This is a genomic window from Nitratireductor pacificus pht-3B, from assembly GCF_000300335.1.
Taxonomy (GTDB): Bacteria; Pseudomonadota; Alphaproteobacteria; order Rhizobiales; family Rhizobiaceae; genus Nitratireductor; species Nitratireductor pacificus.
Genome location: NZ_AMRM01000014.1, coordinates 118547 through 130415, shown reverse-complemented (window position 1 = coordinate 130415; position 11869 = coordinate 118547). Strand labels below are relative to the sequence as shown.

General features: G+C 63.0%; 23 protein-coding genes. All 23 read left to right on the top strand.

The features are described 5' to 3' along the window. The first annotated feature begins 87 nt into the window (after positions 1–87). The 23 genes from rpsJ to NA2_RS13565 all read left to right on the top strand — a co-directional run bounded on the left by rpsJ (position 88) and on the right by NA2_RS13565 (position 11746). Positions 88–396, top strand: a complete 309-nt coding sequence (gene rpsJ / locus NA2_RS13675; protein WP_007009511.1) for a 30S ribosomal protein S10 — start codon at positions 88–90, stop codon at positions 394–396. 85 nt (positions 397–481) lie between these two features. Beyond that, entirely contained in the window at positions 482–1213 is a 732-nt protein-coding gene (gene rplC / locus NA2_RS13670) for a 50S ribosomal protein L3 (RefSeq protein ID WP_008597560.1), read from the top strand. After that, positions 1213–1833: a 50S ribosomal protein L4 gene (gene rplD, locus NA2_RS13665; RefSeq protein WP_008597559.1), complete on the top strand. Its 621-nt coding sequence runs from the start codon at positions 1213–1215 to the stop codon at positions 1831–1833. The genes rplC and rplD overlap by 1 nt, the downstream gene beginning before the upstream one ends. Continuing rightward, on the top strand, positions 1830–2123 hold the full coding sequence (locus tag NA2_RS13660; protein WP_008597557.1) for a 50S ribosomal protein L23: 294 nt from the start codon (positions 1830–1832) through the stop codon (positions 2121–2123). Before rplD ends, NA2_RS13660 begins: the two co-directional genes overlap by 4 nt. A 21-nt stretch (positions 2124–2144) precedes the next feature. After that, positions 2145–2981, top strand: coding sequence for a 50S ribosomal protein L2 (rplB, locus tag NA2_RS13655; RefSeq protein WP_008597556.1), 837 nt, complete (start codon positions 2145–2147; stop codon positions 2979–2981). A gap of 16 nt (positions 2982–2997) precedes the next feature. Then, a complete protein-coding gene (rpsS, locus tag NA2_RS13650; protein WP_008597555.1) occupies positions 2998–3276 on the top strand; it encodes a 30S ribosomal protein S19 in 279 nt (92 codons plus the stop codon). Between the two features lie 2 nt (positions 3277–3278). Continuing rightward, the gene (gene rplV, locus NA2_RS13645; RefSeq protein WP_008597554.1) at positions 3279–3668 is read left to right on the top strand and encodes a 50S ribosomal protein L22; all 390 of its coding nucleotides are present in this window, start codon (positions 3279–3281) and stop codon (positions 3666–3668) included. Beyond that, the gene (rpsC, locus tag NA2_RS13640; RefSeq protein WP_008597553.1) at positions 3668–4375 is read left to right on the top strand and encodes a 30S ribosomal protein S3; all 708 of its coding nucleotides are present in this window, start codon (positions 3668–3670) and stop codon (positions 4373–4375) included. Before rplV ends, rpsC begins: the two co-directional genes overlap by 1 nt. A 20-nt stretch (positions 4376–4395) precedes the next feature. Continuing rightward, positions 4396–4809 (top strand): 50S ribosomal protein L16, encoded by a 414-nt coding sequence (gene rplP / locus NA2_RS13635; protein WP_008597552.1) that lies wholly within the window; start codon positions 4396–4398, stop codon positions 4807–4809. Between the two features lie 14 nt (positions 4810–4823). Beyond that, positions 4824–5024 carry a 50S ribosomal protein L29 gene (gene rpmC / locus NA2_RS13630; RefSeq protein ID WP_008597551.1) on the top strand — a complete coding sequence of 67 codons (201 nt, stop codon included), beginning with the start codon at positions 4824–4826 and terminating at the stop codon, positions 5022–5024. Between the two features lie 11 nt (positions 5025–5035). Then, positions 5036–5278, top strand: coding sequence for a 30S ribosomal protein S17 (gene rpsQ, locus NA2_RS13625; RefSeq protein WP_008597550.1), 243 nt, complete (start codon positions 5036–5038; stop codon positions 5276–5278). Between the two features lie 66 nt (positions 5279–5344). After that, positions 5345–5713, top strand: a complete 369-nt coding sequence (gene rplN / locus NA2_RS13620) for a 50S ribosomal protein L14 (protein ID WP_007009523.1) — start codon at positions 5345–5347, stop codon at positions 5711–5713. Between the two features lie 12 nt (positions 5714–5725). Continuing rightward, positions 5726–6040, top strand: a complete 315-nt coding sequence (gene rplX, locus NA2_RS13615) for a 50S ribosomal protein L24 (protein ID WP_008597549.1) — start codon at positions 5726–5728, stop codon at positions 6038–6040. Continuing rightward, positions 6033–6590 (top strand): 50S ribosomal protein L5, encoded by a 558-nt coding sequence (rplE, locus tag NA2_RS13610; RefSeq protein WP_008597548.1) that lies wholly within the window; start codon positions 6033–6035, stop codon positions 6588–6590. Before rplX ends, rplE begins: the two co-directional genes overlap by 8 nt. 27 nt (positions 6591–6617) lie before the next feature. Next, positions 6618–6923 carry a 30S ribosomal protein S14 gene (gene rpsN, locus NA2_RS13605; protein ID WP_008597547.1) on the top strand — a complete coding sequence of 102 codons (306 nt, stop codon included), beginning with the start codon at positions 6618–6620 and terminating at the stop codon, positions 6921–6923. A 12-nt stretch (positions 6924–6935) separates the two neighbouring features. Next, complete coding sequence (rpsH, locus tag NA2_RS13600) at positions 6936–7334, top strand: 30S ribosomal protein S8 (RefSeq protein WP_008597546.1); 399 nt, start codon at positions 6936–6938, stop codon at positions 7332–7334. A gap of 37 nt (positions 7335–7371) precedes the next feature. After that, positions 7372–7905 carry a 50S ribosomal protein L6 gene (rplF, locus tag NA2_RS13595; RefSeq protein WP_008597545.1) on the top strand — a complete coding sequence of 178 codons (534 nt, stop codon included), beginning with the start codon at positions 7372–7374 and terminating at the stop codon, positions 7903–7905. 11 nt (positions 7906–7916) lie between these two features. Next, the gene (gene rplR / locus NA2_RS13590; RefSeq protein ID WP_008597544.1) at positions 7917–8276 is read left to right on the top strand and encodes a 50S ribosomal protein L18; all 360 of its coding nucleotides are present in this window, start codon (positions 7917–7919) and stop codon (positions 8274–8276) included. Positions 8277–8364: 88 nt separating this feature from the next. Continuing rightward, complete coding sequence (gene rpsE, locus NA2_RS13585; protein WP_008597543.1) at positions 8365–8922, top strand: 30S ribosomal protein S5; 558 nt, start codon at positions 8365–8367, stop codon at positions 8920–8922. Between the two features lie 79 nt (positions 8923–9001). Continuing rightward, positions 9002–9202 carry a 50S ribosomal protein L30 gene (gene rpmD, locus NA2_RS13580; RefSeq protein WP_008597542.1) on the top strand — a complete coding sequence of 67 codons (201 nt, stop codon included), beginning with the start codon at positions 9002–9004 and terminating at the stop codon, positions 9200–9202. A gap of 11 nt (positions 9203–9213) precedes the next feature. Then, a complete protein-coding gene (rplO, locus tag NA2_RS13575; protein WP_008597541.1) occupies positions 9214–9690 on the top strand; it encodes a 50S ribosomal protein L15 in 477 nt (158 codons plus the stop codon). Between the two features lie 134 nt (positions 9691–9824). Then, positions 9825–11165 (top strand): preprotein translocase subunit SecY, encoded by a 1341-nt coding sequence (gene secY, locus NA2_RS13570; RefSeq protein WP_008597540.1) that lies wholly within the window; start codon positions 9825–9827, stop codon positions 11163–11165. Continuing rightward, the gene (locus tag NA2_RS13565) at positions 11162–11746 is read left to right on the top strand and encodes an adenylate kinase (protein ID WP_008597539.1); all 585 of its coding nucleotides are present in this window, start codon (positions 11162–11164) and stop codon (positions 11744–11746) included. The genes secY and NA2_RS13565 overlap by 4 nt, the downstream gene beginning before the upstream one ends. The last annotated feature ends 123 nt before the right edge of the window (positions 11747–11869 follow it).

Here is an 11869-nt window from a genome sequence, read left to right as displayed (position 1 = left end):
GGCATCGTCGCTTCGATCACTGAGTAAACGGGAACTTTCCGGCGCGGCGCGGTTCTCCCGCGCCGCTGCGGAATAAGGAAGTGACACATGAACGGACAGAATATCCGTATCCGCCTCAAGGCGTTTGATCATCGCGTGCTCGACGCTTCGACGCGGGAAATCGTGTCCACGGCGAAACGCACGGGCGCCAATGTGCGCGGCCCTGTGCCGCTGCCGACGCGCATCGAGAAGTTTACTGTGAACCGGTCTCCTCACATCGACAAGAAGAGCCGCGAGCAGTTCGAGATGCGCACCCATAAGCGGCTGCTCGACATTGTCGATCCGACGCCGCAGACGGTCGATGCGCTGATGAAGCTCGACCTGGCTGCCGGCGTGGACGTCGAGATCAAGCTCTAAGGGCGCAAGACAAGAGGTCTGGAACCTGCGCCACCGTCCCGGAAGAGGGATTGGAGGCGGGGAACCCTGAAAGGAAATCGAACCGATGCGTTCAGGTGTTATCGCACAAAAAATCGGTATGACACGCGTCTACAACGAAGCGGGCGAGCATGTGCCCGTGACGGTTCTGCGGATGGAGAACTGCCAGGTTGTCGCACAGCGTACCGAGGACAAGAACGGCTACACGGCGGTTCAGCTCGGCGTTGGTATCGCCAAGGTGAAGAACACGTCGAAGGCGCTGCGCGGCCATTTCGCCGCCGCCTCCGTCGAGCCGAAAGCCAAGATGGCCGAGTTCCGCGTGTCGCCCGACAATCTTCTTGATGTCGGCGCCGAGATCACGGTCGAGCATTTCGTCCCCGGCCAGAAGGTCGACGTGACGGGCACCTCGATCGGCAAGGGCTTCCAGGGTGTCATGAAGCGCCACAATTTCGGCGGCGGCCGTGCCACCCACGGTAACTCGGTCTCGCACCGTTCGCATGGTTCGACCGGTCAGCGTCAGGATCCGGGCAAGGTGTTCAAGGGCAAGAAGATGGCCGGCCACATGGGCGATCATCGTGTCACCACGCAGAACCTCGAGATCGTTTCGACCGACACCGAGCGTGGCCTGATTTTGGTGCGCGGTGCCGTTCCGGGCTCGAAGGGCGCTTGGATCATGGTTCGCGATGCCGTCAAGGCGCCGCGTCCGGACAATGCCCCGATGCCGGCCGCCATTCGCGCCAGCAGCAACAATGGTGCGGCCAAGGTTGAAGAAGCCACCGCCAGCGAGGGGGCTGAGTAATGGATATCAAGGTAACCACCCTCACGGGCACGGATGCCGGCAAGCTCAAGATCTCCGACGAGATCTTCGGCCTGGAGCCGCGCGATGACATTCTGCATCGCGTCGTGCGCTGGCAGCTCGCCAAGAAGCAGCAGGGCACGCACAAGTCCAAGGGACGCGCCGAGATTTCGCGTACCGGCGCCAAGATGTACAAGCAGAAGGGCACCGGCCGCGCGCGTCACCATTCGGCTCGCGCTCCGCAGTTCCGCGGCGGCGGCAAGGCGCACGGCCCGGTCGTGCGCAGCCACGCCCACGACCTGCCGAAGAAGGTTCGCGCGCTCGGCCTGAAGCATGCCCTTTCGGCGAAGGCCAAGGGTTCGCAGCTGATCGTCATCGACGAGCTGGCCCTGGCCGACGGCAAGACCAAGGCACTGGTGGAGAGCTTCGCCAAGCTCGGCCTCAACAACGCGCTGCTGATCGGCGGCGCCGAGGTGGATGCCGGCTTCAAGCGGGCCGCCCAAAACATCGCCAACATCGACGTTCTGCCGGTGCAGGGCATCAATGTGTACGACATTCTGCGCCGCGGCACGCTCGTCCTTTCGAAGGCGGCTGTCGAAGCCCTCGAGGAGCGTTTCAAATGACGGATCTTCGTCACTATGACGTGATTGTCAGCCCGGCGATCACCGAGAAATCGACCATGGCGTCGGAACAGAACCAGGTGGTCTTCAATGTGGCGCGCGGCGCCACGAAGCCCGAGATCAAGGCTGCCGTGGAGGCGCTGTTCGGCGTCAAGGTGTCCGGCGTCAACACGCTGGTGCGCAAGGGCAAGGTAAAGCGGTTCCGCGGAACGATCGGCCGCCAGAGCGACGTCAAGAAGGCGATCGTGACGCTGGCGGAAGGTCATTCCATCGACATCGCGACTGGTCTTTGATCGGGCGGCGAGGATAAGATAATGGCACTCAAGAAGTACAAACCCGTAACCCCCGGCCAGCGCCAGCTGGTCATCGTCGATCGGTCCGGCCTGTACAAGGGCAAGCCGGTCAAGGGGCTGACGGAAGGCCTGACGAGCAAGGGCGGCCGCAACAACACCGGCCGCATCACCGCTCGCTTCCAGGGCGGCGGTCACAAGCGGACCTATCGTCTGATCGACTTCAAGCGTCGCAAGTTCGACGTCGCCGGCACGGTCGAGCGTCTCGAATATGATCCGAACCGCACCGCCTTCATCGCGCTTGTGCGCTATGAGGATGGCGAGCTGTCCTACATTCTCGCCCCGCAGCGTCTGGCTGCCGGCGACAAAGTGATTGCCAGCGACAAGGCCGTCGACGTGAAGCCGGGCAACGCGATGCCGCTGTCGGCCATGCCCATCGGCACGATTGTCCACAATGTCGAGCTGAAGCCCGGCAAGGGCGGCCAGATTGCCCGTTCGGCCGGCGCCTATGTGCAGCTGGTCGGTCGCGACCAGGGCATGGCGATCCTGCGGCTGAACTCGGGCGAACAGCGCCTGGTTTCCGGCGCCTGCTTCGCCACGGTCGGCGCGGTGTCCAATCCGGACCACGGCAATGTCAGCCTGGGCAAGGCTGGTCGCAAGCGCTGGATGGGCAAGCGCCCGCACAACCGCGGCGTGACCATGAACCCGGTCGATCACCCGCATGGTGGTGGTGAGGGACGCACGTCCGGCGGCCGTCACCCGGTGTCGCCGTGGGGCAAGCCCACGAAGGGCGCCAAGACGCGGTCGAACAAGTCGACTGACAAATTCATCATGCGCTCGCGCCATCAGCGCAAGAGCTAAGGAAAGGTAGCGGCAAGTGTCCCGTTCAGTCTGGAAAGGCCCCTTCGTCGACGGCTATCTGCTCAAGAAGGCCGAGAAGGTGCGCGAAAGCGGCCGCAACGAGGTCATCAAGATGTGGAGCCGCCGCTCCACCATCCTGCCCCAGTTCGTGGGCCTGACCTTCGGTGTTTACAACGGCCAGAAGCATATTCCCGTTTCCGTCTCCGAGGAGATGGTGGGCCATAAGTTTGGTGAGTTTTCTCCGACCCGCACCTATTACGGCCATGGGGCGGACAAGAAGGCAAAGAGGAAATAGACATGGGCAAGGCCAAAGCGCCGCGCAGGCTTGCTGACAACGAAGCCCGTGCCGTATTGCGCACGATCCGCGTCAGCCCGCAGAAGTTGAACCTCGTTGCCGCGATGATCCGCGGCAAGAAGGTGGCCACTGCGCTCGCCGATCTGGAATTCTCGCGCAAGCGGATCGCCGGAACCGTCAAGAAGACGCTGGAATCGGCAATCGCCAATGCGGAGAACAACCATGACCTGGACGTCGACGCGCTGGTCGTGGCCGAAGCCCATGTCGGCAAGTCGATCGTGATGAAGCGGTTCCATGCGCGTGGCCGCGGCCGCGCCAGCCGGATCGAGAAGCCGTTCTCGCACCTGACCATCGTCGTGCGCGAAGTGGAAGAGAAAGTGGAGGCCGCCTGATGGGCCAGAAAATCAATCCGATCGGTTTCCGTCTTGGCATCAACCGCACGTGGGATTCCCGCTGGTTTGCCGACAACGGCGAGTACGGCGACCTGCTGCACGAGGATTTCAAGATCCGCAACTACATCGAGAAGGAGCTGAAGCAGGCTGCCGTCTCGAAGGTGGTGATCGAGCGTCCGCACAAGAAGTGCCGCGTCACGATCCATGCCGCCCGTCCGGGTCTGATCATCGGCAAGAAGGGCGCCGACATCGAGAAGCTGCGCCGTAAGGTCGCCTCGATGACGAATGCGGAAACGCATCTCAACATCGTCGAGGTCCGCAAGCCGGAGATCGACGCGACGCTGATCGCGCAGTCGATCGCCCAGCAGCTCGAGCGCCGCGTTGCGTTCCGCCGCGCCATGAAGCGCGCCGTTCAGTCGGCGATGCGTCTCGGCGCCGAGGGCATCCGCATCAACTGCTCGGGTCGTCTGGGCGGTGCGGAAATCGCCCGCATGGAATGGTACCGCGAGGGCCGCGTGCCGCTGCACACGCTGCGCGCCGATGTCGACTACGGCACGGCCGAGGCGAAGACGGCCTACGGCATCTGCGGCGTCAAGGTTTGGGTCTTCAAGGGCGAGATCCTGGAGCACGATCCGATGGCCTCCGAGCGCCGCGCGGTCGAGGGCGAACAGGGCGGCAGCGGCGGTCGTCGTCGCGAGAACGCTTAGGAATTTTGGAGTAGACAACAATGCTGCAACCAAAGCGCACAAAGTTCCGCAAGCAGTTCAAGGGCCGCATCCACGGCCTGGCGAAAGGCGGCACGGAACTGAATTTCGGCTCTTACGGCCTGAAGGCGCTGGAGCCGGAACGGGTCACCGCCCGTCAGATCGAAGCCGCGCGCCGCGCCATCACGCGTCAGATGAAGCGTCAGGGCCGCGTGTGGATCCGCATCTTCCCGGATGTGCCGGTCACCTCGAAGCCGACCGAAGTCCGCATGGGTAAGGGCAAGGGGTCGGTCGATTACTGGGCCTGCCGCGTCAAGCCGGGCCGCGTGATGATCGAGATCGACGGCGTCGCCGTTGACGTGGCGCGCGAGGCCCTGCGTCTCGGCGCTGCCAAGCTGCCGATCAAGACGCGCTTCGTGCAGCGTATTGCAGAGTAGGAAAGGCGGACGCGATGAAGGCCGTTGATGTCAGGGCGATGACGCCGGACCAGCTCAACGACGAGCTGGCCAAACTGAAGAAAGAGCAGTTCAACCTGCGCTTCCAAAAAGCGACGGGACAGCTCGAGAAAACCGCGCGCGTGAAAGAAATCCGTAGGGATATTGCGCGCATCAAGACAATCGCGGCCGAGAAGTCGGCCGGTAGCAAGGCCTGAGGACAGCGAACATGCCAAAGCGCGTTTTGCAGGGCACGGTGGTGAGCGACAAGAACGACAAGACCGTTGTCGTCCGTGTCGAGCGTCGCTTCACCCATCCGATGATGAAAAAAGTCGTGCGTATGTCCAAGAAGTACAAGGCGCATGACGAAGCGAATGCGTGCAAGGTCGGCGACGTGGTCATGATCCAGGAGACCCGGCCGATTTCGAAGGACAAGAACTGGGTCGTCATCACCGACGCCCAGGCGCAGTAAAAGATTGAACATGCCGGGAAGCGGGACGTCTGAGCCGCTTTCCATTGAACGAGAAGGCGGCCAGTCATGATTCAGATGCAAACAAACCTCGATGTGGCGGATAATTCCGGCGCCCGTCGTGTCATGTGCATCAAGGTGCTTGGCGGTTCGAAGCGGAAATATGCCTCCGTGGGCGACATCATCGTCGTCTCCGTGAAAGAGGCGATCCCGCGCGGCCGCGTCAAGAAGGGCGATGTGATGAAGGCGGTTGTCGTGCGCACGGCGAAGGATATCCGCCGCGCCGACGGCAGCGTCATCCGTTTCGACAAGAACGCTGCCGTTCTGGTCGACAACAAGAAAGAGCCCGTCGGTACGCGCATCTTCGGGCCGGTTCCGCGCGAGCTGCGCGCCAAGAACCACATGAAGATCATTTCGCTCGCGCCGGAAGTGCTCTAGGAGGCCGGGGATATGCAGAAGATTAGAAAAGGCGACAAGGTCGTCGTGCTGACCGGCAAGGACAAGGGCCGTTCCGGCGAGGTGGTCAAGGTCATGCCGAAGGAAGACAAGGCGGTCGTCCGCGGCGTCAACCTGGTGCGCCGCCACCAGAAGCAGTCCGCCCAGACCGAGGGCGGCATCATTTCCATGGAAGCGCCGATTCACCTGTCGAATCTGGCCGTGGCCGACCCGAAGGACGGCAAGCCGACCCGCGTCGGCTTCCAGGTCCAGAAGGACGGCAAGAAGGTGCGCGTGGCGAAGCGCTCTGGAGAAACGATCGATGGCTAAAGCTCAGTACCAGCCCCGCTGGAAGGCGAAGTACGAGGAGGTGATCCGCAAGGAGCTCCTCGATACGTTCAAGTACGAGAACGAGATGCAGGTGCCGCGCCTCGAGAAGGTCGTCATCAACATGGGCGTCGGCGAAGCGACGGGCGATTCCAAGAAGCCGGCGGCCGCCGCCGAGCATCTGGCGCTGATCGCCGGCCAGAAGCCGGTCATCACCCACGCCTCGAAGTCGATTGCCGGCTTCAAGGTTCGCGAGGGCATGCCGATCGGCACGAAGGTGACGCTCCGCAAGGACCGCATGTACGAGTTCGTGGACCGGCTGGTGAACATCGCCCTGCCGCGCGTCCGCGACTTCCGCGGCCTCAACCCGAAAAGCTTCGATGGCCGCGGCAACTTCGCCATGGGCATCAAGGAGCACATCGTTTTTCCCGAGATCAACTACGATCAGGTCGATCAGATTTGGGGAATGGACATCATCGTTTGCACGACCGCCAAGACGGACGACGAAGCGCGGGCCCTTCTGAAGGCCCTCAACTTCCCGTTCCGGCAGTAACGGCAGGCGAGAAGAAGGACACTTTAAATGGCTAAAGTCAGCGCAGTCGAAAAGAACAAGGCTCGGCGCAAGCTGGTCGATCGCTACGCCGCCAAGCGCGCGGAGTTGAAGGCGATCATCAAGGATCAGTCGAAGCCGATCGAAGAGCGTTTCCAGGCGCAGCTCAAGCTTGCCGCCCTGCCGCGCAATTCGTCGAAGACGCGCATCCGCAACCGCTGCGATGTGACGGGGCGCCCGCGCGCCTTCTATCGCAAGCTGAAAATGTCGCGTATCGCGCTGCGCGAACTGGGCAACAAGGGCCTGGTTCCGGGCCTGGTCAAGTCGAGCTGGTAAGGGGTAGAGACGATGTCCGTGAATGATCCTCTCGGCGATATGCTGACCCGCATCCGCAACGCCATCGGCCGCAACAAGACCAAGGTGTCGACGCCGGCTTCGCGCCTGCGCGCCCGCGTTCTCGATGTGCTCAAGGCGGAAGGCTACATCCGCGACTACAGCCAGGTCGATTACGACAATGGCAAGTCGGAGATCGAGATTGAGCTGAAGTACGGCGAGGCCGGATCCGTGATCCGCGAGATCGCCCGTGTTTCGAAGCCCGGCCGCCGGGTCTATGTTTCGGTGAAATCCATTCCACAGGTCGCCAACGGCCTCGGGATTGCCATTCTCTCGACGCCGAAGGGCGTGATGGCCGATCACGAAGCACGCGAACAGAATGTGGGTGGCGAGGTGCTCTGCCAGATCTTCTGATCCGGCAGGGCTAACCGCAGAGAACGAGGGCAGACAAATGTCTCGCATTGGCAAAAAGCCGGTTCCGGTGCCGCAGGGCGTCACGGCGCAAGTCGACGGTCAGACCGTCACGGCCAAGGGGCCGAAGGGCGAGCTGACGTTCGTCGTCAACGACGAAGTCCTGGTGAAGCTCGACGACGGCGCCGTTTCGGTCGATCCGCGCGACCAGTCGAAGGACGCGCGCTCCAAATGGGGCATGTCGCGCACCCAGATCTCCAACATCCTGCAGGGGGTGAAGGACGGTTTCGAGCGTCGCCTGGAAATCAACGGCGTCGGCTACCGCGCGGCGATGCAGGGCAAGAACCTGCAGCTTTCGCTTGGCTACAGCCACGAAGTGATCTACGAGACGCCGGAAGGCATCACGATCACCGTGCCGAAGCCGACCGAGATCGTCGTCAGCGGCATCGACAAGCAGGTTGTCGGTCAGGTCGCCGCCGAGATCCGCAAGAAGCGCGGACCCGAGCCTTACAAGGGCAAGGGCGTGAAATACGCGGACGAGACGATCGTCCGTAAAGAAGGCAAGAAGAAGTAGGAACGCAAACCATGGTCTCGAAAGTCTCCGTCAAGCGGCGCGCGGGACGTGTTCGCCGGAAGATCAAGGCGGTCTCCAATGGCCAGCCGCGCCTTTCGGTCTACCGTTCCTCGAAGAACATCTATGTCCAGGTCATCGACGACGCCCGCGGCCACACGCTCGCGGCCGCCTCGACCCTGGAGAAGGATCTCAAGGGATCGCTCAAGACCGGCGCCGACGCCGCTGCCGCGGCAGCTGTCGGCAAGCTGGTCGCCGAGCGTGCCAAGAAGGCAGGGGTATCGGAAGTGGTCTTCGACCGCGGCCCGTATCTCTACCACGGCCGCATCAAGGCGCTGGCCGACGCCGCCCGCGAGGGTGGCCTGAAGTTCTAACCCATTCGGGCGCGGCCATTGAGGCACACACGCGCCCGAATGATTCTTATCAACCCCGTGCTTCCGGAAAAGAACAAGGAAAAGGGTTATGGCACAAGGACGTAGGGACGATCGTCGCGATCGCGAAGAGCGCGACAGCGAGTTCGTCGACAAGCTGGTTCATATCAACCGCGTTGCCAAGGTGGTGAAGGGCGGCCGTCGTTTCGGCTTTGCCGCGCTCGTCGTCGTCGGCGACCAGAAGGGCCGTGTCGGCTTCGGTCACGGCAAGGCACGCGAAGTGCCGGAGGCCATCCGCAAGGCGACCGAGAGCGCCAAGCGCGACATGATCTTCGTGCCGCTGCGCGGCGGCCGCACGCTGCATCACGACATTGCCGGCCGTCATGGCGCAGGCCGTGTCCTGCTGCGCGCTGCCAAGCCCGGTACCGGCATCATCGCCGGCGGTCCGATGCGCGCGGTCTTCGAGACGCTCGGCATGCAGGATGTGGTTGCGAAGTCGCTCGGCTCCTCCAACCCCTACAACATGGTGCGGGCCACCTTCGACGCCCTGAAGCGTCAGTTGCATCCGAAGGACGTTGCTGCCCAGCGCGGCATTAAATATTCCACGCTGCAGGCGCGCCGCGGTGCCGCCGCAGGCGCCGAGGAATAAGTTCATTGGCTGGCTGGCCCGCCCGCTCGCTCGCTTCCAGAGCGGGTGACGGTCGCCCCGTTTGCAAGGAATGACGAAGATGGCAGAGAAGAAGAAGGGCAAGACGGTCACCGTCGAACAGATCGGTAGCCCCATTCGCCGCCCGGCCTACCAGCGCCAGACGCTCGTGGGTCTTGGTTTGAACAAGCTGCACCGCCGCTCGACGCTGGAGGACACCCCCTCCGTGCGCGGCATGATCGCGACCGTGCAGCACCTGGTCCGCGTCGTGGACGAGGCCTGAGGAGAGACACGATGAAACTGAACGAAATCAGCGACAAGGAAGGCGCGACCAAGTCGCGCAAGCGCGTTGGTCGCGGCATCGGCTCTGGCTCCGGCAAGACCGGTGGACGGGGCGTGAAGGGCCAGAAGTCGCGCTCCGGCGTGGCGATCAAGGGCTTCGAGGGCGGTCAGATGCCGCTCTACCGGCGCCTGCCCAAGCGCGGCTTCACGAACATCTTCGCCAACGACTACAACGAAGTCTCGATCGCCCGCCTGCAGACGGCCATCGACGCGAAGAAGCTCGACGAGAAGAAGGTCATCGACACGGCGGCGCTGATCGCCGCCGGCGTCATCCGCCGCGCCAAAGACGGCGTCCGCCTTCTGAGCGACGGCGAACTGAAGGCCAAGGTGACGCTCGAGATCGCCGGCGCCTCGAAGGCCGCGATCGCCAAGGTCGAGAAGGCCGGCGGCACGATCAAGCTCGCCGAAGCCGCGGCTTCAGCCGAATAAAGTTGCGCAGCAAGCGGCAGCCCTCCGGTTGCCGCTTGCATCCTTGTCCGCCGCAACCTATCTCGGGATTTCGGCAATATCCGCCGGTCTCCGGGAACGGACACTCAGGCGTGTGACGAAGCGGAGAATTCTTCATGGCATCGGCAGCGGAACAGCTTGCGTCAAACCTCAATTTCGCGGCCTTCGCGAAGGCGGAGGATCTCAAGAAGCGCATCTGGTTCACGCTCGGCGCTTTGCTCGTCTACCGCCTCGGCACCTATATCCCGATGCCGGGAATCAATCCCGATGCCTTTGCCCAGGCTTTCGAACAGCAGTCCGGCGGCGTGCTGGGCATGTTCAACATGTTTGCCGGCGGCGCCGTCGAGCGCATGGCGATCTTCGCCCTCGGCATCATGCCCTACATCTCTGCCTCCATCATCATGCAGCTGATGACCTCGGTCGTTCCTTCGCTTGAGCAGCTCAAGAAGGAAGGCGAGCAGGGGCGCAAGATCATCAACCAGTATACGCGCTACGGCACGGTCATTCTGGCGACTGTCCAGGCCTACGGCATCGCCGTCGGGCTGGAAGGTGGCGCCAACATCGTGGCCGACCCGGGCTGGTTCTTCCGCATTTCCGCGGTCATCACGCTCGTGGGCGGCACCATGTTCCTGATGTGGCTCGGCGAGCAGATCACCGCGCGTGGCATCGGCAACGGCATTTCGCTGATCATCTTCGCGGGCATCGTCGCCGGCCTGCCGTCCGCGATCGGCGGTACGCTGGAACTCGGCCGCACAGGCGCTCTTTCGACCGGTCTCATCCTGGCGATCATCGTGCTGGTGGTGGCCGTCATCGGTGTGATCGTCTTCTTCGAGCGTGCCCAGCGCCGCCTTCTGATCCAGTATCCGAAGCGCCAGGTTGGCAACCGCATGTTCCAGGGCGACACGTCGCACCTGCCGCTCAAGCTGAACACCGCCGGCGTCATCCCGCCGATCTTTGCCTCGTCGCTGCTCCTGCTGCCCGCCACCGTTGCCGGCTTCTCGGACACGACGCAGCTTCCCGCCTGGGCGTCGACCATCCTGGCCTCGGTCGGCCACGGCCAGCCGGTCTTCATGATCCTCTATGCGGCGCTGATCGCGTTCTTCGCCTTCTTCTACACGGCCATCGTGTTCAACCCCAAGGACACGGCCGACCAGCTGAAGAAGCATTCCGGCTTCATCCCCGGCTATCGCCCGGGCGAGCGCACCGCCGAGTATATCGACTATGTGCTGACGCGCATCACGGTGGTCGGCGCGATCTATCTGGTGCTGATCTGCCTTCTGCCGGAGTTCCTCATTTCGGCGACCGGCGTTCCCTTCTACCTCGGAGGCACGTCGCTGCTGATCGTGGTCAGCGTCACGCTCGATACGGTGGCACAGATGCAGGGGCATCTGATTGCCCATCAGTATGAGGGGCTGATCAAGAAATCGAAGTTGCGTGGGGGTAAGAGGGGACGATGAGGCTGATACTTCTTGGGCCGCCGGGAGCGGGGAAGGGCACCCAGGCCCAGCGGTTGGTCGAGAAGCACGGCATTCCGCAACTGTCGACCGGCGACATGCTGCGCGCCGCCGTGAGTGCGGGTACCGATGTTGGCAAGCGCGCCAAGGCGGTGATGGATGCCGGTGAACTCGTCTCCGACGAGATCGTCAATGCGATTGTGGCCGAGCGGATCGATCAGGCGGACTGCGCCGACGGCTTCATTCTCGATGGTTATCCGCGCACGCTGGCGCAGGCCGATGCGGTCGAAGCCATGCTCGCCGAGCGCGGGCACAAGCTCGACGCCACAGTCGAACTGGTGGTGGACGACCAGGCGCTCGTCGGGCGCATCGTCAAGCGGGCGGAGGAGGCAGTCGCCGCCGGCCAGACGGCTCGCAAGGACGACAATCCGCAGGTGTTCGAGGAACGTCTTCGAGAATACTACAAGAAGACGGCTGCGTTGATCGGCTATTATCACGCCAAGGGTCTGCTGCGCCGCGTCGATGGCATGGCCTCCATCGACGATGTCACGGTGGAGATCGAGCGGGTGCTCGCCGCCGTTTGACGACGCCCTGGAAGACGGCTCGCTTGACTACAGGTCGGATATCGACTAATGCGAGCCGAATTCCTGATCAGACAAGCGGTTGGTCGGGCCGGCAGGCTCGGCCCTGTTGTTTATAGGAACCAA

Bases quoted from the DNA above. Each gene is read 5' to 3' on its own strand.
- rplF (WP_008597545.1), top strand. From the start codon at position 7,372: ATGTCTCGCATTGGCAAAAAGCCGGTTCCGGTGCCGCAGGGCGTCACG.
- rplN (WP_007009523.1), top strand. From the start codon at position 5,345: ATGATTCAGATGCAAACAAACCTCGATGTGGCGGATAATTCCGGCGCC.
- secY (WP_008597540.1), top strand. From the start codon at position 9,825: ATGGCATCGGCAGCGGAACAGCTTGCGTCAAACCTCAATTTCGCGGCC.
- rpsC (WP_008597553.1), top strand. From the start codon at position 3,668: ATGGGCCAGAAAATCAATCCGATCGGTTTCCGTCTTGGCATCAACCGC.
- rpmD (WP_008597542.1), top strand. From the start codon at position 9,002: ATGGCAGAGAAGAAGAAGGGCAAGACGGTCACCGTCGAACAGATCGGT.
- rplC (WP_008597560.1), top strand. From the start codon at position 482: ATGCGTTCAGGTGTTATCGCACAAAAAATCGGTATGACACGCGTCTAC.
- rpmC (WP_008597551.1), top strand. From the start codon at position 4,824: ATGAAGGCCGTTGATGTCAGGGCGATGACGCCGGACCAGCTCAACGAC.
- rpsH (WP_008597546.1), top strand. From the start codon at position 6,936: ATGTCCGTGAATGATCCTCTCGGCGATATGCTGACCCGCATCCGCAAC.
- rpsJ (WP_007009511.1), top strand. From the start codon at position 88: ATGAACGGACAGAATATCCGTATCCGCCTCAAGGCGTTTGATCATCGC.
- rplV (WP_008597554.1), top strand. From the start codon at position 3,279: ATGGGCAAGGCCAAAGCGCCGCGCAGGCTTGCTGACAACGAAGCCCGT.
- rpsE (WP_008597543.1), top strand. From the start codon at position 8,365: ATGGCACAAGGACGTAGGGACGATCGTCGCGATCGCGAAGAGCGCGAC.
- rplB (WP_008597556.1), top strand. From the start codon at position 2,145: ATGGCACTCAAGAAGTACAAACCCGTAACCCCCGGCCAGCGCCAGCTG.
- rplR (WP_008597544.1), top strand. From the start codon at position 7,917: ATGGTCTCGAAAGTCTCCGTCAAGCGGCGCGCGGGACGTGTTCGCCGG.
- rplO (WP_008597541.1), top strand. From the start codon at position 9,214: ATGAAACTGAACGAAATCAGCGACAAGGAAGGCGCGACCAAGTCGCGC.
- rpsQ (WP_008597550.1), top strand. From the start codon at position 5,036: ATGCCAAAGCGCGTTTTGCAGGGCACGGTGGTGAGCGACAAGAACGAC.
- rplX (WP_008597549.1), top strand. From the start codon at position 5,726: ATGCAGAAGATTAGAAAAGGCGACAAGGTCGTCGTGCTGACCGGCAAG.
- rplE (WP_008597548.1), top strand. From the start codon at position 6,033: ATGGCTAAAGCTCAGTACCAGCCCCGCTGGAAGGCGAAGTACGAGGAG.
- rplD (WP_008597559.1), top strand. From the start codon at position 1,213: ATGGATATCAAGGTAACCACCCTCACGGGCACGGATGCCGGCAAGCTC.
- rplP (WP_008597552.1), top strand. From the start codon at position 4,396: ATGCTGCAACCAAAGCGCACAAAGTTCCGCAAGCAGTTCAAGGGCCGC.
- NA2_RS13660 (WP_008597557.1), top strand. From the start codon at position 1,830: ATGACGGATCTTCGTCACTATGACGTGATTGTCAGCCCGGCGATCACC.
- NA2_RS13565 (WP_008597539.1), top strand. From the start codon at position 11,162: ATGAGGCTGATACTTCTTGGGCCGCCGGGAGCGGGGAAGGGCACCCAG.
- rpsN (WP_008597547.1), top strand. From the start codon at position 6,618: ATGGCTAAAGTCAGCGCAGTCGAAAAGAACAAGGCTCGGCGCAAGCTG.